Source organism: Kitasatospora sp. NPDC047058 (assembly GCF_040643935.1).
Lineage (GTDB): Bacteria > Actinomycetota > Actinomycetes > Streptomycetales > Streptomycetaceae > Kitasatospora.
Window position 1 is genome coordinate 12,057 of the sequence record NZ_JBEYVJ010000055.1, and the last position, 22,532, is coordinate 34,588.

At 70.2% G+C, this 22,532-nt stretch carries 15 protein-coding genes; 11 read left to right on the top strand and 4 right to left on the bottom strand.

The features are described 5' to 3' along the window. Positions 1–11: 11 nt before the first annotated feature. Entirely contained in the window at positions 12–1,178 is a 1,167-nt protein-coding gene (locus tag ABZ885_RS11595) for a C40 family peptidase (RefSeq protein WP_360186584.1), read from the bottom strand. A 712-nt stretch (positions 1,179–1,890) separates the two neighbouring features. Here ABZ885_RS11595 and ABZ885_RS11600 point away from each other — a divergent pair. The 9 genes from ABZ885_RS11600 to ABZ885_RS11640 all read left to right on the top strand — a co-directional run bounded on the left by ABZ885_RS11600 (position 1,891) and on the right by ABZ885_RS11640 (position 12,072). Then, the gene (locus ABZ885_RS11600) at positions 1,891–2,661 is read left to right on the top strand and encodes a DNA methyltransferase (RefSeq protein ID WP_360186586.1); all 771 of its coding nucleotides are present in this window, start codon (positions 1,891–1,893) and stop codon (positions 2,659–2,661) included. Positions 2,662–2,773: 112 nt separating this feature from the next. After that, the gene (locus ABZ885_RS11605; protein ID WP_360186587.1) at positions 2,774–4,243 is read left to right on the top strand and encodes a DUF317 domain-containing protein; all 1,470 of its coding nucleotides are present in this window, start codon (positions 2,774–2,776) and stop codon (positions 4,241–4,243) included. A gap of 79 nt (positions 4,244–4,322) precedes the next feature. After that, positions 4,323–4,487, top strand: a complete 165-nt coding sequence (locus ABZ885_RS11610) for a hypothetical protein (RefSeq protein ID WP_360186589.1) — start codon at positions 4,323–4,325, stop codon at positions 4,485–4,487. 86 nt (positions 4,488–4,573) lie between these two features. Beyond that, positions 4,574–5,512, top strand: a complete 939-nt coding sequence (locus ABZ885_RS11615; protein WP_360186591.1) for a hypothetical protein — start codon at positions 4,574–4,576, stop codon at positions 5,510–5,512. A 147-nt stretch (positions 5,513–5,659) separates the two neighbouring features. Beyond that, a complete protein-coding gene (locus ABZ885_RS11620) occupies positions 5,660–6,538 on the top strand; it encodes a DUF317 domain-containing protein (protein WP_360186593.1) in 879 nt (292 codons plus the stop codon). After that, entirely contained in the window at positions 6,423–8,645 is a 2,223-nt protein-coding gene (locus ABZ885_RS11625; RefSeq protein WP_360186595.1) for a DUF317 domain-containing protein, read from the top strand. Before ABZ885_RS11620 ends, ABZ885_RS11625 begins: the two co-directional genes overlap by 116 nt. A gap of 223 nt (positions 8,646–8,868) precedes the next feature. Continuing rightward, entirely contained in the window at positions 8,869–9,552 is a 684-nt protein-coding gene (locus tag ABZ885_RS11630; protein ID WP_360186596.1) for a hypothetical protein, read from the top strand. A 56-nt stretch (positions 9,553–9,608) separates the two neighbouring features. Next, positions 9,609–11,138, top strand: coding sequence for a hypothetical protein (locus ABZ885_RS11635; RefSeq protein ID WP_360186598.1), 1,530 nt, complete (start codon positions 9,609–9,611; stop codon positions 11,136–11,138). 121 nt (positions 11,139–11,259) lie between these two features. After that, entirely contained in the window at positions 11,260–12,072 is an 813-nt protein-coding gene (locus ABZ885_RS11640; RefSeq protein ID WP_360186600.1) for a hypothetical protein, read from the top strand. Positions 12,073–12,468: 396 nt separating this feature from the next. On the opposite strand, the gene ABZ885_RS11645 is transcribed toward ABZ885_RS11640, so the two are convergent. Then, positions 12,469–13,329 (bottom strand): DUF5655 domain-containing protein, encoded by an 861-nt coding sequence (locus ABZ885_RS11645; protein WP_360186602.1) that lies wholly within the window; start codon positions 13,327–13,329, stop codon positions 12,469–12,471. Positions 13,330–13,550: 221 nt separating this feature from the next. Further along, on the bottom strand, positions 13,551–15,206 hold the full coding sequence (locus tag ABZ885_RS11650; RefSeq protein WP_360186603.1) for a hypothetical protein: 1,656 nt from the start codon (positions 15,204–15,206) through the stop codon (positions 13,551–13,553). 1,965 nt (positions 15,207–17,171) lie between these two features. Here ABZ885_RS11650 and ABZ885_RS11655 point away from each other — a divergent pair. Together ABZ885_RS11655 and ABZ885_RS11660 are read left to right on the top strand one after the other, a co-directional pair. Next, entirely contained in the window at positions 17,172–17,675 is a 504-nt protein-coding gene (locus ABZ885_RS11655) for a hypothetical protein (RefSeq protein ID WP_360186605.1), read from the top strand. After that, positions 17,672–21,535: a CHAT domain-containing protein gene (locus ABZ885_RS11660; protein WP_360186606.1), complete on the top strand. Its 3,864-nt coding sequence runs from the start codon at positions 17,672–17,674 to the stop codon at positions 21,533–21,535. The genes ABZ885_RS11655 and ABZ885_RS11660 overlap by 4 nt, the downstream gene beginning before the upstream one ends. 636 nt (positions 21,536–22,171) lie before the next feature. Here ABZ885_RS11660 and ABZ885_RS11665 read toward each other — a convergent pair. Next, a partial coding sequence (locus ABZ885_RS11665; RefSeq protein WP_360186607.1) for a hypothetical protein occupies positions 22,172–22,532 on the bottom strand: 361 nt, incomplete at its 5' end.

Sequence of the window (22,532 nt, forward strand, 5' to 3'; positions counted from 1 at the left end):
GGCAGTTGCCGTCAGGGGGCGATGCGGCGGGCGGCGATGATGTCCGCCTTCCACGACGCGAGCGTGGAGATCTTGACCACGTCGCCCGTCTTGGGGGCGTGCACCACGAGGCCCTGGCCGATCGCCATGCCCACGTGCTCCGGCCCCTCGGGGCCGGGCCGGGTGTACAGCAGGTCGCCCGGGCGGATGGCATCGACGCTCACGCCGGTGCCGTTGTGGACCTGCTCGTAGGTCCGGCGCTCGATGGAGATGCCGCCGGCCTTGTACGCCTGCTGTGTCAGGGACGAGCAGTCGCAGCGGCCCATCGGGTCCTGGCCGTGCGCGTCGGTGCAGGTGCCGCCCCACTGGTAGGGCGTGCCCAGCTGGCCGAGGGCGAACTTGATGGCGTTCTGCACGGCGGGCGGGACGTCGGTCGGGATCTGGTAGCCGGCCGGCAGCACGCCGGGCGGGATGATGCCCCAGTTCGTTCCGTCGCCGCCTCCGGTACCGCAGCCGCTTGGTGTGGCCGGAGCGGACGGACTGGGCGACGGGTTAGCGCCCGGCGAAGGGGTAGGCGCGGGGGGCGAACTCCCGGACAGAACCTGGGAGATGGCCTGCTGCAGGGCCGTCGACAGCGGCTCCCACTTGGCGTAGGCGTCCGGATAGCCGGACCGCTGGACCTTCTGCGCCGCCACGGTGAGCGGCAGCTGCTCCCAGCCGGGAACCTCCAGCAGCGCCTTGTAGAACCGGGTCGAGGCGTACACCGGGTCCTGGATCTGCTCGGCCGTGCCCCAGCCCTGCGACGGGCGCTGCTGGAACAGCCCCAACGAGTCGCGGTCGCCGTAGGACAAGTTGCGCAGGGTCGATTCCTGCAGCGCGGTTGCCAGCGCGATGACCTGCCCGCGGGCGGACACGTTCATCGAGATGCCGGTCGCCACGATCGTCTTCGCGAAGGGGATCTGCACGGCCGGGTTGTCCAGCCCGGCGACCGGGCCGACCTGCCCGGTCGCGCCGTCAAGGATCTTCTTGACCTGGGCGGCGACGGCCGCGCTGTCCACAGGCTGTGGACCGGGGCCGGGGGTACAAGTGCCGGACTTGGTGGAGTCGTTGGCGGTGACGGCCAGGGCGGGGAAGGCGATGGCGAACGGAGCCAGGAGCAGGCCCGCGAGGCCGCCGCCGATCCACTTCTGCCAGCTCATCGCGTCCCCCGAACGTCACCTCCGGCCGGGACGGAGCGAGGGTCCGGGGGGCGGGGATTGGGCATCCGCATCCGTGCGGTGAGGGCGAGCAAGGCGGGGACTCCTGTCGGATCGTGTGGCCTGGTGCGGGGCGGGGCCCGCTCCACCCGGTGCGGGCGAGCGGGCCGGCGAGAGCGGCAGCAAGCCGCGCTCGTAATCTCGAAAAAGGCATGGGTGTCCCCTGGAATGGCGGGTTGGAATTCGCTTGCGGTGGCCGAAGGTATCGAATCGAGGGCTCGCGACCTAAAACGGCATGGGCCCTGCGGTCCGGGATATCCAGTCGGCAGGCCCGGAGGACGCTAGTGCCTTCTCGACTCGCGACCAAAAACGGGCTTCTGGTCGCCGGTCAGGCATAAGCCGGTGTTCCTCCGGGGTGCCCCACCGTAGAACCGGACCGGCTCGGAACCTAAAACGGGATATCCGGGCCGGTGGATCTGCGGGGGCGTGGCAGACGATAGGCGCAGTACGGCTCGCAACCTAAAACGATCTTCGCAGGGCTGGTCGGGGGTGCGTTTTAGGTTGCGAGCCCTCTCTGGGCTAGGTTCCTGACGCAGCCGCAGCCCGAGCGCTCCGGAGCCGCCTTGCCGGCCTCCGTCCACCAGCCGAAAGGCCAGGTCGCCCCGCCTGTTGCCGCCGCTGCCCCCTATCCCCGACCAGGAGGTCAGTCCGCCCCTTGCCCTACGAAATCCACCAGGGCGACGCCCTCACCCGGCTCGCCTCGATCCCCTCGAACTCCATCGACGCCGTCATCACCGACCCGCCCTACAATTCGGGCGGACGCACCGCCCAGGAGCGGACCGGGCGAACGGCCCGGGAGAAGTACACTACCGGCGGAAAGACCGTCCCCGCCGATTTTCCCGGCGAGAACAAGGACCAGAGGAGTTACACCTACTGGCTGAGCCAGCTCCTCGCCGAGTCCTATCGCGCGACCAAGACCGGCGGTGTCGCCCTCGTTTTCACCGATTGGCGCCAACTGGCCGCAACCAGCGACGCGCTGCAGGCCGGCGGCTGGATCTGGCGCGGCGCACTCGCCTGGTACAAGCCTGCCGCCCGGCCGCAAAAGGGCCGTTTCACCCAGCACTGTGAATTCGTGCTGTGGGGAAGCAAGGGCCCCATCGACGGCGACGCCCACCCCGTCTACCTCCCGGGCCTTTACACCGCCTCCCAGCCGCGGGCGGGCCGCGTCCACATCACCCAGAAGCCCGTCTCGGTGATGCGTGAGCTGGTCAAGATCTGCCGCCCGGAGGGAACCATCCTCGACTTCTGCGCCGGCAGCGGCAGCACCGGAGTCGCCGCCCTGCTGGAGGGCCGCAACTTCGTCGGCGTGGAGGCCACCCCGCACTACGCCGGCATCGCCGAGCAGCGCCTCTCCGAGGCCGAGCGGCAGATCGCCGAGGGCGCCACCGACCCCGAGGCCGTGGACGCGGCGCACGCCGAAGCCTGATTACCGGCAGCCGGGCCGCCGCCACTACGGCGGCCCGGCTCCGCCCGAGCCCTAAGGAGAGTTCCTGAGCACCCCCGCCCCCGACCTCGAAGTGGTGGTCACACCAGGCCACTTGGCCGGACCGGGCGACGCCGAGGCAGCCCTCGCCCACTTCCTCGAAACATCCCCCACCTGGCACCGCTACAGCCCGGGGCAGGACACCACAGTTGCCCTGCACGAGTCCCTCCTCGCCGCGATCGAACTCGACCACGACACCACCGCCGGCCCCCGCTGGACCATCGCCGCGTACGCCTCACCCGTCGGCAGGCGGACCTGGAACGCCACCTTCTGCACCCGCACACCCGTGGAGGTCGTGACCGCGGTGGCCGAGCGCCTCTCCCACGCCCTGACCGCGACCTCCGAGACGGTGCGCGACGAACTGCTGTGGGGGCGCCGGTCGCTGGACAACACCATCGCGGCCGACCTGGAAGCCGCCGACGAACCATGGTCGCGGGAGACCAGCCCCGTCCACGGCGTCTACAGCTACACCCGACCCGACGACACCGCCGGCATCGCCGTCAACCACAACATCGGCGACATCCGCGGGATCGGGCCGACCGTCACCGTCTGGGGCGGCCCACGCGGCTACCCCGGCGAACGCTGGCACGCCGCCTTCACCGGCCACACCCCCAACGCCCTCATCAGCGCCGCGCTCGACGAGGTGGTCAACCCCCTGCCGACGCTCCGCCAGCGCCTCCAGATCCCCGCCGCCAACCGCACCCAGGTCCATCTCGAACCGGGTCCGCGCCGCAACCTGCCACCTGGGACTGGGCAGCAGTCCGCCCGCGAAGGCCCAGGCGAGGCACCAGCCGAGCCCGAGCCCGAGCCCGCCGGCCCCAGCTCGCCGGACCCGAACGCGGTCACCATCCGACGCACCGACGAGGGCACGATCGTGGCCAGCGGCGGGGACGCGCACACCGCCTTCCTCGTCGGCACGACGGGCTTCGCGCCCACCCCCGGCAGCCCGGACCACTACACCCTGCCCACCGGCCACCAGCAGTACGAGGAGAACGAGATCGCCACCGACACGGCCGTCCTCCTCGCCACCGCCGGGTACGACGTCACCCTCGACCCCACCCTCGGCGTCCGCCCATCGCCACCGCCCTTCATCGCGGTCACCGGCGACCGCCTGCCCAGCAACACCGCAGAACAACTGGCCGAGCGCATCGACGACGTCACCACCCACCTGCTGCGCGCCACCGATCCGGCCGAGGCCCGCAGGGTCGCCGGCGTCATCACCGGGGAGGGCGGCGTGCTGGACCGCAGCACCCGAGCCCTGCGCGCGGCCGGCGGCTGGGCCCTCCACCACCGCGTCGGCGGGGACGCCGGAGAAGCACTCCGGCTGACGGCCGAGATCGTCGCCTCCGGCCGGGAGGCGGCCGACCATGCCGTCGGCCGCCTCGGCACCGACCGCTCGCCGCGATCAGCCGCAGCCCGCGCCCGAACCACACCAGCCGCCCCAGTCGCACTTCCCCCGGCCACCGACCGGCCCGCACACACCGAAGTGCCGGGCCGCGAGGGCCCACCGCCGAAGTCCCGCTGACCACCAGCACCGGACCCCCACCGAGCCCGCCCACGCGCTCCGGCTCGCCCAACAGATCCCCTAGGAGCTCAAGGTGAACATGGACATCGTCCCCCTGGAGTGGCGGGCCGCCACACCGACGGGCGAGCGCGCCGCCGCCGCGCGCCGACAGCTGCTCGACGGTAAGGCGGCCCCGGCCAACGCGCCCTTGCCCGCAGGAGCGTCTCGAACGCGGGTGCCCTCGCACCGTCGGCGCACGCTGTGACCGGCACCTGGGGGCGGCCCGCAGCTGACCGCGTCGCAGAGCTGCGTGCCAGCGCTGAGCGCTACGGCGACCACCAGGCCGCCGACTTGGGCGACTTGGACCTGCTGAACGAGGCGTACGAGCGCGTGCTGCGCGAGCAGATCGACACCCACGACCGGTACATGACCCTGCTCACCTCGCTCCGCGGTCACGACGCGGCCGTCCGCACCGCCGCAGTCGCGAGCTTCCGGGAGGGCGCCGACCGCTACGCCCTTCACCTCGTGCGCCAGCACATGCGCCCGTACGACGAACTCGTCTACCGGGTATCGCAGTTGTCCGACCACCCCGGAGCGCGGCAGTTGGAGGACCTGCGGTCGGTGGCTGTCAGGGTGAAAGCCGGCCTCGCCGACCAGGACCCACCCGAGGAGTGGATCGACCCCGGCGACGCCAGGCACACCCTTCGCACCCTCGGCCACGTCGTCAGCGTCCTCGACGGCCGTGAAGGACTGGACGCCACCGAGGTGCTCAACCTGGTCAAGGCCGCGCTCAACGACGGATCGCTTCACGACCTGTTCACCGTCGCCGACCGCGGCGAGCGCCCCGGCGAGGACACCCCGCCCCCCGAGTTCGTCGGCCCCGGCTGGCAGCCGCTCCACCGCACCCTGTGGCACTACCAGGAGGAACCCGACCAGGCCCACGTCAAGGCGTACCCACTCGGCGGCGACTGGTACCTCGACCTGTGGTCGAGCAGCGGATCGCTGCTCGCCTGGGGCGCGGCCCCCACTGACCAGGTCGCCGCGCTGGCACCCGCCCTGACCGCCCAGGCACCCGGCTGGGCCGCCAACCGGAGCGACTACGCCTGGCGCCGGTTCACCGAAACCGCCAACGCTCTGCAAACCCGTCCCGCCCCGTCCGCCGCCGACGCGCAGACCGGTGTGTCGCGCACGAGCGCAGCCAGGGCAACAGCGACGCGGCAAGGCCGAGTTGCCGACATACCCGCTGCTCGTCAGACCGCGCCCTCCGCGGCGGCTCACCCAACGCGCTGACCGGGAAGAAGCCGGTGCGCCGGACCCTCGGCCACCTTGTCGAACCACCCCCTCCGCGTCCATCCCCACGCCCACCCCCGCCGCCGTACCCCAGCCCTGGGTGGCATAGCGGCGGTGAGCACCCCGAGACCACCGAGGGAACAGCTTTTGACGACCACCGTCCCCGACTGGGCCAAGAAGGCAAGCGACCAGCCGTGGCTGCAGGTCAGCATCGCCCCGGCGCTGTACGCCGGCCCCACTCAGGACACCGAACGCGCGATTCGCCCCCTCGTCGACGCGGGAGCGGTCCGCCTCGACGACGGCCATGGCAACCAACTGATCATCTCCCCGGACAGCCGGGTCCGCCTCGGCGTCGAGCCGGAGACCGACAACACGATGTGGAAGGTCGCCGTCCACGAGAGCCCGAACCTCCCAGCCCTGTGGACCGTCACCCTCACGGAGAGCACCCCGGTCGAAGTCGTGGAGGCCATCACCACCGACCTGGCCAACCGGTTGCGCACCGGTGCTCGTCTGTCAGGGGGCGCCGACGACGACGAGTGGCCCACACCTCTGCACGCCCACGGGTGGACCCTCGCCTGGGACGCGGCGACACAAACCAAGACGGCGCGCTCCGAGCGCCACCCGCAGAGCACGATCGTCCTCAACGCACGGGACCACCTGGGCCCGGACGAGTGGGAGGAGGCCGAAGACGCCTTCTGGAGTATCAACGTCGCCGGCGACCACGACGGGTGGGCTGCGGCGGCCAGCATCTCCACACCGGACCAGATCCTGTACGCCATGGTCAGCGCGATGCTCGCTCCCGCCATCCGCGACATCGGAGATCTCAATGAGCTGGCCGTCAGCGCGTCCCTCGCCGGCTCCGCCGAACTGACCGAGCTCTCCTCCAGCCCGACACCGCAGGGCGCACGCCGTGCCCAGGCGGCCAGCGCCCGGAGTCGCCTGCACTCCCCAGTGGGAGAACCGTTCGCGCAGCCGGCCCCGGCACCACCCGCCGCCCGCCCCGCCACTCCCGGCCCCAGCCGCTGACAGTCCCCGAGGAACCCTCATCCCCGACACCACGATCGACGTCACCCCGGCCTACCTCGCCGGGCGCGAGCACACCAACAGGGTCTTCGACCGCCTCGCCCAGCAAGGCTGGGGCCGCAGCACCGACGACGACCTGGACCAGGAATACGCCTGGAGCCCGAACCACCGCTTCCGCATCGCGGACGGCCAGCTCGACCCTGGCGCCGCCTGGCGGATCACCGGAGCACCGGAGGCCCTCGACGTACCGGCCTGGATGGCCGGCTTCTCGACCGAGACCCCGCCCGAGATCATCATGGCCGTCACCGACGTACTCGCCCGCACCGGAAGCACCCCCGACTGGACCGGCGAGTCCCACCCCGCCCTCCAGCAGCCGACCGACCGGCGGACCCTGATCCGCACCCTCACCGACGCCGGCTGGCGCAGCACCTACCGCGCGGGCGTGCTCGACCTCGAAGCTCCCGACGAACTCGCCCGCGTCCAGCTCCGCCTGGACCCGCCTGGCGATCCGGACGACCTCATGGCCCACCCCCACCTGTACGTGGAGATCGGCCCGCGGGGCTCCGGCGGCTACCCGCCCTACTGGCAGGCCATGGCCACCACCAACGCCCCCACGGTCGTCGTCGACGCCCTCGCCCAGGCCCTCACCGACCCCACGCCCCTGCAGCGGGACCGGGACTGGATGGACGAAGAACTGCTCGCCCGCCTCGGCCACCGGACGGAGGCCGACCCCGCCAACGTCAGCCTGTACACCGAGACGGACCTGCGCGAAGCGGCGGCCGAGCTGTGCGAGGAGATCCTGGAGGGGATCGAGTACTTCGACAACATCTCCGAGTGGTACATGGCGGGCCGGGTCATCCCCAGCAGCCGGAGCGGCACTCCGACGACGTGGGGCCGACTTCCCTCGGAGCAAAGGGCCCTGGCGTGCTTGCTGGTGGAAGACATGGTCATCGCGGCAGCGGCGAGTTCGCCGGCGCTCCTCGGTCTGGACCTGGGCGCCAACCTCGACCCGCGGACCGCAAGCCGAAAGCCGACACCTCCCCTCACCACGGCGCTGAACGAACTCCCCTTCAACATCGGGGACCTGGAGGACGCGGCAGCCGTGGTCGCTGCGGTGGTGATCAACGGGGTGGATCTCAGCGGGATCGCCGATATGCTGCACGACCGGCCGGTCGGCGACGGCACCACGTGGACCTGGGGATCGCTGCCGACCGCCGAGCACGAGCAGGCGCTCCACGCGGTCGACCGTCTGCTGACCGGGGCCGCCGCGCGCACCCCGGAGCTCTTCGCCCCGGACTTCCGGCCCGCGCCACTGGCCCTCGTCGCCCCGGTCTACCTCGCCGGCCCCGGCCACGACCGCACCGCCGCGGCCAAGCCCCTGACCGAGCGGGGCTGGACCACCGAGAAGCAGGGGAACACCACGGTGTACACCAGCCCGTGCCAACGGCTGCGCGCCCAGTCGGCCACCGACGAGACGGGCACGAGCTGGACCGCCTCCTTCACCTACCTGCCGAGCGGCGAGGAGGTCTGGCAGGCCACCGCAGACCCCCGCACCCCGCCGGAGATCGTCACCGCCTTGCACACCGCGCTCGCCGCCAACCCGGACGAACTGAGCCGGCCCGCCAGGAACACCGAGGACGGTCTCGTGCCGATCATCGCCGCAGGCTGGCACGACAACAGCACCCGCGAACACCTGATGTGGGACGCACCGGACGGCGAGATGGCCAGCGTCTACCGCTGCACCGCTCCCGCCGGGCAGATGTTCGTCGGGGAGAGCCGCGCCTGGCAGATCAGCGGCGGCAAGCTCGGTCCGGGCGAAGTCGAGGGCTGGAACATTGAGATGTCGGAGAACATCCCGGCCCCGCTCCTGGAAGCCGTCACGGCCGCGATGGCCGACCCGGCACCGGTGGCCCGCCTCGGCCGTGACCTCACCTCCGAGCACCTGCTGTACCTCGACGTCCATCCCCTCGTCCCCAAGGCGGCAACCGGCCCGTCCGCGCGGGCCCTGGCCGCCCGCACCCGCGTCGTCCTCTCGCCGCCGGCATCGAACGCCACCGGCTCGACCGCCGCCTCCAACCCGCCCGACCCCGTCCGGCAGCCCGCCCGCTGACCGCCGAGACCCGCCTGCGAGCCCACCGGCCAGGCCCTCGACCAACCCCCGCCCGACAGGAGCGCCCATCACCGACACCAGCTTCGACGAGCTGCTAGACCTCGACGGCCTGAAGCCGGCCACCAAGGACGACGCGGCAGCGGAGTACGACAGTGCCCTGAACGCGGCCTGCTACAGCGTGATATCCCAGCACCACGTGTACGGTCGGCCGACGGACAACGGGGTGAGCAGCAGCTACCTGGTGGTACGCGACGACTTGGCCGCCGACCATGTGCTTGATGACTCGCACTACGTGGCCATCCACATCCGGCGGGACCGGGCCGCAGGGCTGTTCCGCTACGAGAGTTCGCCCCACCCCCTGCCCGTTCTCGCCCAGCACTGGCTCATCCAGCGCGGCGCCGATGCCGCCGCCATCGCCGCTCTGGCCAGCCACTGCAGCGTTCCGGCGAACGCGGAGACCACCGCGCTGGAACACCGGATCCGTTCCAGCGGCACCGGGCTCAGCAGCGACGCCTCGTACACCAGGAACCGGACCTGGGATCCGGGCTGGAAGCCGGGGGAGGCATGGCGAGGGGACGAGCACCTGGTGCACGACTGGTACACCTGGGTGATCCTCGACGATGACCTGGCTCCGCCCGGCAGCCCCGTCCGGGTGCTGTTCGAGGACGCCGACTACCCCGCCGGCACCTACACCCTCACCGAGGGCAGCTTCCCCGATCGCGAATCCGCCCTTGAGTGGACCCACGATCCCCGGCAGCCCCTTCCACCCGCACCCGCGGTCATGCCCGCACCGGCTCGGCCCGCAGCCGCCACCGCCCGTACCACCGGTCGGCCGGGCCCAAGCCTCCCGGACACGGCCCCAGCGCAACCGGAGAAGCACACCCGGGGCCGGGCTCCCGGCCGCTGATCATCACCCGCACCGTCCTGCCGCAGGAGGCCCCCATCGCTGAACGACGCACGAAGGTGGTCCCCCGCCGGCTGGCCGGCCCCGGCAACCCCGGCTCGGTTTGGTCCGCCCTGATCCGTCGCGGCTGGCAGCCGGCCGACTGGCACCCGGAAGGAACCGGACTGGTCGCCCCCGAATCCGACCTCATCCTTGTCGCCGCTGAGAAGGACGACCAGGCGGTGTGGAAGATCACCGCCCACCCGGGCGGCCCGCTCCGCCCGGCGCGCTGGAGCACGTGGCTGTCCCGCAACACGCCCGCCGAGATCGTCGTGGACACCCTCACCCACCTCACCACCGTCCGGGCGCGCGACCCCCTCATGGCACTCGAAGGCCCCCACCACGTCCACGACCTCTTCACCGCCGCCGAGCGGGCAGGCTGGGAGGAGGACGTCCACAACGGGCAAGTGGCAACCCTCGACTCTCCCGACTTCGGCCCGGAACAGATCAGCGTCTGGCACAGCATCGACGGCGACTGGTACCCGTCGAACGTCCCCGCCGTCCCCGCCACCGGCATCACCGTCGGCGGGCACCTCCACGAGAACGACGAGGCGCACATCTGGCGGGCGGAGTTCTCCCGCCTGGCCCCGGCACACCTGGTCACCGCCGTCCTGCAAGCCTCGCTGTCGCCCAAGCCCGCTTCCCGGCGACCGAGCGAGATCCCCGACCTCTACCGGGCCACGGTCACGACGGCCATCCCGGAACCGACCGACAGCGCCACGTCACCAGGAAGCCCGTCGCCGCATGAGCCGAGTACGGCCTCCATGCCGTACTACGACTGGGACTTCACCGACGACGAACTCGGCAACCACACCTTCCACAGCCCGTGCCGCCGGGTGACCATCCTCGACACCCCGGAAGACCGCCACGACGTGAAGTGGACCAGCCGCTGGGCCATCACCGTCAACGGTGACGAGCGTCCGAGCTGGAACGGCAAGCCGACAAGCGTCAGCTGGAAGGCCGCCTTCACCTCCCACACCCCGCCCACCGTCGTCGCCGCCGTCGCCGAGGCCATGAAGGAGACGCTCGAAGACCTGGACACCCTGGAGGTCCGGGACGACTTCGAGAACAGCCCCGAGCCCTCGTTCGTCGCCTACCGCCCCTACCGGCCCGACCCCGTACCCGGCTCGCGCGACCCCGACCTCGCCCACGCTCGACTCCGCCTCCAGGGCTGGGAGAGGACCGACCGGCCACGGGCGACAGCGAGCCGAAGCCCCGACGGCGAAGTCGAGCTGTGGTCGGTCTCCACCACCGAACCCAGCACCCTCGACGTCGTGCCCGCCCCCGCGAGCTGGACCCTCGACGGCGGAACCCCACCGAACCTGTGGACTGCGATGTTCAGCCCGGCCACACCGACCACCCTCGTGCTCGCCGCCGCCGGCGAAGCCGCCCGGCTCACCGCCACCGCCGAGCAGACCCCCGACCGGAGCAGCACCGCCCGGCGCGTCGACGCAGCCCGCCGAACCTCCTCGAACTCCCCGCCCTCCATAACGCTTCCGACACCGACACCCGGCCCGGCCACGCCGACCAGCACACACCGAGCCCGCTGACCCGATCAACCCCGTACACCACGGCAGAGAAAGCACAAGGGAGAACGGCCTGACCACCACCGCCCTCGACACCATCGAACGGATCGCCCGCGCCGCCGCCTACCCGCCCACCCAACGGATCATGATCCGCGGACTCCTCGACACCCCCGGCGCGTACAGCGCCCTCGCCGCCGCAGTCCGCCGAGACGACCTGCGCCCGACCGCGCTCGCCGCCGTCCGCACGATGGTCGAACAGGCCATCGACGCCGGCCAGCCCTGGCCTGCCGAAGCAGCCCGCTGGCTCAGCCGTGCGAACGCCGACTGGCAGACCAGCGCTGCCCTCGCCAATCAGCTGACCTGGTACGCCCGCAGCCGGAGCAACAGCGCCCTCCTCCACATCACCGGCACCGACCACCTCATCCAGCCCGGTACCGACCGCACCCACGCCCAGGCGCTCCGGCACATCCACCTCGCTGGCATGCGCTTCGACTTCCGGTGCCGCAGCATCCAGCAGCTGGTCGAGCAGGCCCCGGTGAGCGAGCGAGCCCGCTGGGATCCGTACACCCGTGCCCTCGCCGCGTTCGCCCTCCTCGGAAGCTCCGCGCCCAGCGCCCTCGACGCCATGAACCGCAGCCTCGCCGAAGCCGGCGACAACCCCCAGGTCTGCCACGCCCTGCTCCACGGGCTCTGGCTCGGAGACGAACTGCCCGACCAGGCCGAGCGGATCCTGGAGCTGGCCGCCTGGCCCAGCTTCCACGACGACGACCCGGTCATGCTCTTCCGCACCGCCACCGCCTGGCGGACCCTGGGCCGTCGAGCCGAAGCTCTCGCGGCGATCGACAGCGCCCTCGAAGCCCTGCCCCCGAACCAGCCCGACGTCCACGCCGACTTCGTCCGCGAGCGCACGATCATCACCGCGCTGGCCCGAGAGCCGCGGCACGACCGCGGCCACTGACCCTGCCCGACCCCGGACCTACACCCGGAGTCCCTACCTGACGAAGAGGACCACCATCGAACAACCGAACCCCCAGGACCGTCAGCCGACCGTCCCGGACCCGCGCCTTGCCGGAGGCGAGGAAGTCCGCACGTACCAGCGCGAGCTGAGCCGCTGGGCTGCCCGCCGCGCCACCGTCCAGGAAGCCCTCAACCCACCAGGAGGCCGGCGGACGAACGAGCCGCCCGCCGCCCCACCCCCGTCAGCACCCCGTCCCCGCCGGCGCTGACCACGCCCCGAACCTCGGAGGCGCGCCGCAGAGCACCCAGGTCAGCCCTGCAAGGGGGCGGGATTTCACCGAAAAACGGCGATGGGCCGCGCCCCCTCCAAGGGGGGGCGGCCCATCGCCTTGATCGACTACGCGGCAGCGCCGTAGCTCGTACGCAGCAGCGGCATCGATCGGTCGAGGTCCTCGACCGAGCCGATCCGGACCTCCAGCTCGCCCGTCCCGAGGTGCCCGATTCTCCGGACGTCCCGGGTCCAGCCCGGCACCAGCTGGACCGTCGTCGGGTCGACGCGCAGGAAGACGACCAGAGCTTGCGCCTGCGCCAGCACTCTGACACAGGCAAAGTTCCGCCGGCGGCGGTAGGCGACGTAGTGCTGCAGCGGCACGGTGTGGCCCTCGCCCAGGTCCAGCAGACGCGCGTCAAGCTCTTCGTACAGGCTGCGGACCTCGGCGCTCGCCTGTGCGAGCACGTCGGTGACCGTCCGGCGGCTGACCGAGACCGGCCGCGCAAGACCCGACCCTGCTCCCGGCACGGCGCCGCAGCCGCCAGCGACCGAAGCCGCCAGCTCCAACGTCACCAGGTCGTCGCCGTACCGCCGGTAGACGACCATGTCGATTCGGTGGTGGGACATCCCGGCCGCTGCCAGGTCGTAGCGGGTGAAGTCCGCCGCGATGCACACCACCCGCGGGTTGCTCCAATCGACCTGCTCGGCGACCTCGGCGCCGAGCCGCTGCTCGACGAGCGCCTCGAACTCGGCGCGGTTCTCCACCAGCCAGGAGAGGTAGAAAAGCCCCTGCGCGAGCACCGACTCGCTGCTCGTGCGCTTGTACTCGACCACCACCGGGCTGCCGTCCTCGTCCAGACCGAGGCTATCGATCCGGCCCCGGTGCACCGGACCGGTGGAGTACTCGCTCGCCAAGAAGCGGACACCGCCCAGCATCTCCTCCATGTTCGCCTCGACGAGAGCCTGGAGGTGACGCTCCAGCTCCACGGTCTCGCCCTCGACACGACGAACATCCCCATCAGAAACGCGGAACACCTGCAGACCCGCCACGTACCCCCCAGTACCCCATTCACCGGACCGCCCGGCGATGGACCGGTCAAGATACATGCCAGAAGTCGGACAATCTAGTGCTTGTTGCGTTTATCGCACTTTGCTCCGACAGGGAATAGAGGGGCCGCGGGTGGGTCACTGTTCTCGAAATGGCTGCTCTACTGGGGCAGTTGCGACATTGGCAGCCCGGTAGCGGTCCCAATCCCGGTGAGGACCATGTTCTGAGCCATCGGGTTCGTCGCCACACTCTGCACTACCGAGCCCACGCGCTGCAGGAACGTGCGGACGCGGCCCTGGTCGGGATTCCCCGTTGCGGCCTCGGCCTCCAGCGCCGCGACGTCGCCCTCGACCGCCGCCTGCTGCTCCGCGGGAAGTCCGAGGATCGGGATGCTGAAGCGGATCATGCTGACGAGGGTGGCGAGGTCCTCGCTGCTGACGCCGGCGGCGGAGGAGCTGGTCGACTGGTGGTTGTTGTTGCCGAACGCGATGTTGTTGTTGTCGCCGGTGAGCTGGAACGCGGGAGGCTGAGAGCGCTGTCCGTCCAAGTACGTCCTCACTGTCTGGCGGGACCGCGCGCAGTCCTCGCCGCCAGGGGTCAGGTGCAGGCGGATACCGTCCGGCGGCCCGGAGAACTGCACAGGGCCGGCCAGGAGACCGCGTCCTTCAAGGTAGCGCACGGCGGCAGACACCTCGTCCCACGTGACCTCCGAGCCGCAGAACCACCAATCCGGTGCTGTCGGCAGGCTCTGGATCGACGCCCCAGGCCCAGGACGATGCTGGTTGTACGCCCAGCGCACCAGCGCGTCGTGAAGGTGGTGCTCGCGTTCCGCCCGATCCTGAGACCGGCGCCGCAGGTTCATTGCCTTCGTCCGGCCGATGGTGGTCAGCATGACGATGCTCGGGTGGCCGTTCGCCCGGACCTGCAGAGCCTCGACCTCGCGCCGGTCCACCAGCATCCGAAGAACCGACCAGCCGGATTCATCGCGGGCGTGCGCCTCGGGAACGAATCCATCCGGTGACAGCGCCTGGCCGACTTGCCCACCGGAACGGTCCAGAAGCTCAAGGAGCATCAGGTCAGCTGCAACCTCGACCAGTTCCTCCGGAATCGGCGCCGTGATCCTCAGCTGTCGCGGGTCGGAAGAACTCGGCGGCGCCGAGACTGCGAGCTCAATGGGGGTCTCGTGAGCCTGCGTCCACGGCACAGCGTGCTCGCCGATGAGCCGGGCTGTCACCTCGACGTAGCCCTCCAACGTGGTGACTCCCCGGTATCGCCCCAGGCCGCGGCTCAGGCCCCACCACCGGCCGCCGTCCGGCAGTTCCCCGGTGGAGTTGCGGGTCACCGGCTCGTTGCTCATCAGCTCGGGCAGCCGGGCCATCCACCGGCTCAGTGACTCGTGATCCCGCCGTGGAGCCAGCTCGGCTCGAACGTCCGTCTCGGTGATCCGGAACTCCTCCACCTCGTCCGGCGAGATCGGACGGCTGTGCCTGGCTGCGACCAGAACGGCGAGGGTGTCAAGGAAGGGGGCAGCAAAGTAGGGCTGAAGCTCAGGCACGTGGAGGGCACCGGCCAGGGTCACCGCGACCCGGTCGTTCCGGGAGATGTTGACCCCGTCGTGGTTGACCAGCCCGTACCAAGGCCCAGGTCGGTCGGCGCCGAGCCGGGGAAGCGAGCGCAGTAGGCCAGGAGCGTCAAGGCCCCGACGGTCGAGCACCGTGTCCACCCACTGCCAGGTAGGCCACTCGCCGCTGCTCAGGTACTGGTGGGCCATCGTGGTCAGCAACAGCGCCTGGTCACGGGACAAATCGGAGGTCAACGGGGCACTGGCGGCTGAGCGCATGGATTGGGGCCTCCGAGAGTGAACTGGGCGCGAGCCGCATTCTGGCAGACCGCCCCGAAGGCGTGCGGGGAGACGAGGGCGGTCCCCGGCCGCCGGCGGGCGAACTCGCCGCGGCACCTCAAGAGCCCCGGCGCTCCGATCGGCCCACACCGTGCCCTGCTCGGAAGGGGTTGGCGGCTCTGGAGCAGACGACCTCCTTGCGGCCAGGGTTGTGGGGATCACACAACCCGGAGCATTCGGGGCGCGGCGCTGGCGAACCTCGGGTTGACCCTCGGGGTGCGAGATCGCACGTGCCGCGAATTTCCAGGCACCCGGGGGAAATACGGGGCGAGAGGGTAGCTGGTGGGTATTTCCCAGGGGCTATTCGGCCATGGAACGCTGATTATGCGTGGCCCTGTCGAGCACCCCGACGGGCGAAGTTCTGGATAACCCCTGGGGATCGCTGGATCCGCGACAGGAGTGGCGTTATCCTAGACGCATGAACGCTCCTCGACCCCTCCGGCAAGCCCCTGACCTGGGGACCAGCTGGGGACCACACGTCGTGCGCGCTGCCGAACGAGGCGCACGAAACATGCTCATCTGCACACGCACGATGTGCGCGTGAGCGCATTTCGAGCGGCAATAGGATAGCCCTACTAAACTGGGGGTCAAGGGGTCGCAGGTTCAAATCCTGTCGTCCCGACGTTAAAGTCGCAGGTCAAAGGGCCTGGAAGCCTAGAGCTTCCAGGCCCTTTCCTGTTGTCCGGGGACGCTCCGGGGACGCGATGCCCGTCGCCAGTACGTCTACGCAGGTCGACGCCGGTCTACGGTCGTCCACGCGGGTTGCCCGGACGCTGTGGGTGGGTCCAGGCGTGCGGGTGATCTGCCATCGATGAGGCTCGGCGGTGGTCAGACGATCAACGGGCGTAGACCGGCTGACGTAACGTCGCCTCTACGACCCGAGTAGAGGATGGGCTTGAGGCCGGCAGCCAGCGGTGCGCTGGACCCCGACGGGCTGTCGGGCCTCCGTCACGTCGGTAGTCTTCGGCAGACCGACCCCGGCCGTGCAGCCCTTGGCGGCATTCCTGAACGGAGCGCGCCGGGGGCTTCGCCGTAGGCGTCAGTCGGGTCGTCGCCGTGAGCGCGGTCCCGTGTTGTTGCGGCGGAGGGGCAGCACGCTGCTCGCCACCCTCCGGCCTGCTGCTGGCCAACATGGGGCAGGACGGATTGCTGGTGCGGCGCGCAGACGCGGAACTGCTGGCACTGTGCAACGTCGTTCAACGCATCATGGTGGAGAGCACCCGGCTGCTCGGAAGCGAGCACCGGCCGTCCGGCGGCACCTGAGCCCGGCCTGGTTCAGGTGCCGCGGGCAGGTCCGCTCTCGACGCTCGACAGGCGATGCGAGGGAGGCTGGAGGATGCCCTGGCCGCGGTCCGATGGCCCGGACACAGCTCGCCGCCAGGGCGGAGACTGAGCCGAACCACCGTGCGGGAAGCGATCGGGAGCGGCACGTCGCTGCCGCCGACCTACACCGTGGACCGGGTTTCTGCATCCGTCCAACCGAACGGCCCGCACTCCGTGGGACTACCCGCTAATGTGACACCATCCTTGCCACACAAGAGACTTGACCGTGCGGGAGTTCGATGACTGACGAGGATATTCCGTACCAGCTCATGAGCACGCAGTCGTGGGCTGACGCGGTTCGCGACACCTTCCAACTCCTCGCCCGTGGTGACGCGTGGGATCTCGTTGGCTCCTGCCCCCGGTGTGGCCACCAAACCGTCAAGCGCCTCGAGGGCGGCGGCGTGACGACCTACCGCGCCCCCGGCACGGACGACCGGCTAGCGACCCTTGTGCGTTGCGACTGCGGCTCCGAACACGCGGGCCGCCCGCAAGGAAGCAGGGGGTGTGGTGCGTATGTCACAGTCGAGCTCCAGTGGAGTTGACCCGACTCCCCGGCCCGTGATCACGGGTGCGCGCGCGGCCACGCCGGAGGACCTGCGGTGGGAGGAGCGGGCGGCGGACCTCGCCTTCAATGAGCTACCCAACTTGCGTGCGACAGCGGAGCGGTGGGTGGCCAGTCTGGGCGGCGTGCTGGGCATCCTCGGGGTGGTCCTCGTGGTGAAGGGGCCTTCCGACATCACCGGGATTCACAACTCGGTGCTGTACGTGCTGACCGGGGTCCTGCTTGCCGGAGCGGTGGTGGCAGCACTGCTGGCGATCATCCTCGGTGCCTTCGCCGCACAGGGCACCCCGCGGCAGGTGGAGCTCTACTCAGGTCCATACATCAGGGAGCGCTATCGTCGTGAAGCTCGGACGGTGGCGCGGCAGCTGCGTCGGTCGAGGGTCGCGGCTGTGGTCGCGGTCGTCCTGTTGGGCGCGGCGATCGGGACCACCTGGTACGGCACCCCGCGAGCGTCCACCGTCAGCAGTACGACTGAGACAGGCCAGGCAGGTGTCCGATGACCAGCCGGCTCGGACGGCACGGCGGGTTGTGCTTCGTGCTCGACAAGAGCGGCGCGATCACCGCGATCAGCGACGGCGCACACCGCATGGACCCTGTCGGCTTCCAGGAGACCACGCCGCCGCAGGGTGACCAGGTCGAGTACATCTCCTCCCAGGGGTACTCGTGGGCAGGAGCGCTCGGCCGGACCATTGAGCCGGTGCTGGAGGAGAGCCTGACCAAGCTCGGCCTGCCGTTCCGCGTTCTCCCTGCGGCGTTCGAGATCGAACGCTCGCACATGGTGAATCACCGTCGCGACATGCTGTACCAGGAGCTCGACGCGCCCGGCGCAGGGGCGATCCTCAAGCTGACATTCCATCTGGAGAAGCCGTTCCGTTGGCAGATCACGGCCGCGGGGCTGGAACAGGCCGGAACCGGCTACCGCTTGCCGGGGGGAATCCGGTTCTGGATCAGCGCGGACCAGGCGGTCGGCAGCGGGGCGGAGTCCCTGTGGATCGACCTGCCCGCGGGCGAGCACGTGGTGGTCCTGGTTGCCCAGGGTGGCGGGCAGGCCTGGGAAATCGCGAAGACCGCCCTAGTCGTGCAGCCCGAGGACGCCATCGCCGCAGCGACCGCGTACCTGGTTGTGCGTGACTTCCCCGTAGTGCTGCCGGTGGTGTCCGACCAGGACATGGCCGATGCCGGGTCGCTCCTGTCCGATCTGGGAATCACCCGTGCCGTCGTCGTCAGCCCGCTCGCCGACCGCGCGGCACTGCTCGGCCTCGCCGTGGAGGACGTGGTCACGGTCGACGTGTCGCAGGATCAGTGGCAGGACAACCTCACGCAGGCTTTGAGTATCGAAGGTGACGTCGTCCTCCCTGCCGACTTCACGGGCGATCCGGCCAGGGCCTTGTACGAGCACCTCGCCGGGCCGGGACGTCATGGCGACCTGGTGGTCTGCGACTCGGACTCGCCGGTGGTCCGGGTCATCGCAGCGGGGTTCGCCGCACGGACCGGCCACGACCTGGCACTCATCGACGTGGACGAGGCCCCCGTGCCGTCGCCGGGCTGGAGCATGGAGGGTGCGGAGCCACTGGAGATCCAGGTCGAGCGGTACCGGGTGGCACTGGCTGAACAGGTGGACCGGCTCATCGCGCCTCTACTGCCGCGCGACCCCCCTGCCAGTGCGGTGCTGTTCACGCGCGGCTTCGCGTACCCGCTGCTGTGCACGCCCGAAGGCATGTGGGCGGACAGGACCGCCTTGGGCATGTTGCCGCAGGAGCATGCCCCCGCGCTGCTGCTTCGTTCGCTCGCCGTCCGCGGTGTCCGCGCCGGCATATTCGGGGTGACAGCCATCGTCGACGCCCTCGGCGGGCCGCACCGGGAGAACGAGCTGGACGCGGTGCGGGAGTCCGCCGACGCGACGGTGGCCCGGGCGTTCGCGCTGGTCGGCCCGGATGCGACCGCAGGCATCCTGCGCGCCGCGGTCTCCGAGTTGCCCGTCGACCTCGTCACGCTGATCTGCCACGGCCAGGACGATCACATCGAGCTGGCTGACGGGCAGCTGCGGTCGCAGGAAGTCCGGACCTGGCGGCTGGCGAGCGCGCCTGTGGTGTTCAACAACTCGTGCGGAAGCTGGCACACCACCGGTGCCGCCTTCGTGGCGGCCGGCGCACGTTCCTATGTCGGCACCCTTTGGCCGGTTACCACCGGAGCTGCGGCCCAGGTGTCCGCGGCTCTGCTCTCGGCGCTCACCTCGACAGCCGAGACACCGGTCGGATCTGCCGTCCGCCGCGCCGTCAACAGCTGCGAAGGACTGCCCTACGACGACCGCTACGCCTACATTCTCGTTGGACTCCCGCAGACGCCCGCGCGGCTCGCTCCCGTGACGGACCAAAGGCAGCGGTGCGAGATCGCCGAGCATGGACTGATCTGTGCCGGACAGGCAGTAACCGCATTGGCGAAAGCCGGGGACATCGGCCCGGCCACGGTCATCCGCCGTGAGCTCGCCGCGAGGCTGGAGTCGGAGCTGCGCGCGTACCTCAGCGCCGACCCGCTCGCGGGCCTGGAAGTCCACAACACCGTGTCGCAGCACAACCTAGACGCGTTCCTCGCCTCGTACGAGACCGCGTTCCAGCGCACAATGCTCGCGAGCGGAGCGGCAACGGCCGAAGAGGCGATTCACGCCGAGGAGAGGGCCGTCCGGGCCTGGGATGACGCGGCGCGCGTCGAGGAGTTCCCATCCGATGCCCTGAGCCGAGTGCGGATGCTCGCCACGCATCTCGCGAGGCTGACGGAGCTGCTCGCAGCAGTAGGACGCTTTGAGGAGGGTTGGCGGGTCGTCCTGCAGACAACAGCCGTCCTCAAAGACCCGTCACAACCGATGCCCGCGAGCCCGCCGGAGCAGACGCCGGAGTCGGTGGTTGAGGCTGCGGTGCAGCTGACGGATCCGGCCGACTTCCTGAACGCTGCCGGGATCATCGCTGCCGCCCTCGGACGGCCCGCCGAACGGATCTATCAGGGGGCTCTCCGCCACACCGAAGACAGGCAAACCGAGGGCCAGATCCGGTCTAACCTGGCGGCGCTGCACCAGGCAGCGGGTCGGGCTGCCGAAGCGGAAGCAGGATACGCAACGGCCCTGCCTCTGCTGGTGGCGACGGGGGACGAACGCAGTATCGGCATCACTAGGTCCCGGATCGCGTCCTTGCGGTTCGAACAGGGAGACCTCGCCGGGGCCGAGGCCATTGCGCGGGAGGTTGTATCGGCAGGCGTCCGAGACGGCTCCGGGTCGTGGTGGGACGCCAACGCCATCCTGATCCAGACGCTGTACTCGGCAGGCCGGCCGACTGAGGCGATCAGCTGCGCCCACGACCGGTACCGGGCCAGCTGGGAGACGAACGACCCGCGCCTGGCATGGGAGGCGGCCGGTCTGCTGCTGCAACTGAGCCTGAAGGCGGCCATTGCCGGTGCCGGGCTCGACCACCTGGCGCAGGCCGTCCGGACCATCCACCGGACCTTGACCAGGTTTCCAGAGGCTCCCGTCCCCGTTCGGGAGGGTATCCTCGAACGGCTCAGCCAGAACCTCCAGCCTGCGGCGATGGCGCTGGGAACTGAGGCGCCGCTGCTGCCTGACGTGATGACGGCGCTGCGCGCGCCCGGCTGCTCCGCGCAAGCGCGGCGCGAACTGCTCCACCGCGCACGTTCGAAGGCCGAATGCGAACGCGTGGCAGCGGTGGCCTCGGCAGCACAGTGGCGCCGGGAATGCCTCGTCTGGATGTCACTGGAGGACGGGCGCACCCGGTCGATGATCACCGACTGTCCGCCGCCCGAACTCTCGACCCCGGCGTACATCCGCTTCCCGACTCTCGACTCCGGAGCCGTCTGGTCCGACGCCTTAATCGAGGGAGTCTCCTGCTGGGCCTGGGCGCAGGGCGAGGTTGCCTACCGTTACGACGGAACCCCGGCACAGATCGTGCTCGACAAGGCGGGGCGTGTGACCCGGCTCCAAGGCGAGCACTATCGCTACCGTGAGGTCTGGGGGAGCCGGCAGTTCGACTACCACGTGACATTAGTCCTGCCGGAGCGGGCTCTACTGCTCGGCGCGAGCCTGAGGAGCCATACCGCCGGGCCGTCTCCCCGCATCGGCGTCGGCACCCACCGTGGGTCGACGATCGTAGTCGTCGACCCGGACCCGGCAGCGGTCGAGCCGTCCGGTCCTTCGCCCACCCCCGGCTTCGGTAACCGCTGGCAGGGGACCCTGACCCTCGACTTTCAGCTCGTGGTACCCGCACTGCGGGAGATGGTGCAGCTGCTGGTACTGGGGGAGGACGACGGGCTCCTGCCAATCGACATCTACACCGACTTCCTCGAGCACCTCAGGTAGATCTGCTTCCGGCGCGGCATAAATGACACATTGTCACAGCAGGGAGCCGATGGCTCCAGCCGTGGGGATGAGGGCCCTACCTGACTCGGCCCGAAACCCTCCGCGACGCGGTCGTCGGCGTTGACTCGGTCGCGTTTCACCCATGGCTACCACGGTAGTCCCGGAGAAGCCGAGACCACCGACTACGCCGGCGTGCGCGACGTCCTGACAGCCCTGATGAGAAGGATTTCGCGGATCTTCATCACTGTTGCCGGCGCTAGCCGGTGGGAGTCTCGGAGAGCGCCTTAGCCGCCCACGGACACGGGGACGAGTCGACTAAACTGGACGATCTCCTCGGCTAGGCCGCGGTGTACATCGGCGGCATCACGGTGCTGCCCTGGCTTCTCTGGCACGTCATAACACGGGTGACCCTGGCCGTGCGCGCCCACCGGAGCCGAGTCACGGGCCCTACAACCGGGGTAATGGATCTCCGTTGTTCCCCTGGTGCCGTATGGCCGATGCTTCCGGGCTTCCGTAGCCCTCACCGCTTCGCGCCCTCCGGCGGTGTGAGAAGCCACAGGTCAGCGGCGACAGAGACGTTCTGCAGGGCATCCGCCGGCGCTGCGCGGAATGCGAGGCTGCGGTGGGCTTCACCTCTCAGGCTGCTGCTTCACCGGGGCCCTCGTCTTCCAGGGAGTCGGTCGGGTGGAATCCCCCGTTGACAAAAGTGACACCCGGGGAAAGGTCGTCCCCTGTCAATGCCTTGTACTCCGCCTTCTTTTCCTCGCTGGCGCTCTGCCCCTCGGGGAGCTTCCGCAGGTGGGGGCTGGGGGGCTGTCGAGGCTCGCCCGTAGGTTCACGGTCGGAGACCGGTTCGGAATCCGTAGTGTCCTCGATGTCGTACCCTTCGGCGTTCCGCCCCTTGAAGTTCCACCCTGGGGCTGGACACCTGGAGACTGGGACATGTGAGCCCAGAGGAAGCAGTTTCAGGTGGGAAGCAACAGCAACATGAGTAAGC

Excerpts from the sequence above, each read along its gene's own strand:
- ABZ885_RS11595 (WP_360186584.1), bottom strand. The coding sequence starts at position 1,178 with ATGAGCTGGCAGAAGTGGATCGGCGGCGGCCTCGCGGGCCTGCTCCTG.
- ABZ885_RS11610 (WP_360186589.1), top strand. The coding sequence starts at position 4,323 with ATGGACATCGTCCCCCTGGAGTGGCGGGCCGCCACACCGACGGGCGAG.
- ABZ885_RS11640 (WP_360186600.1), top strand. The coding sequence starts at position 11,260 with ATGATCCGCGGACTCCTCGACACCCCCGGCGCGTACAGCGCCCTCGCC.
- ABZ885_RS11660 (WP_360186606.1), top strand. The coding sequence starts at position 17,672 with ATGACCAGCCGGCTCGGACGGCACGGCGGGTTGTGCTTCGTGCTCGAC.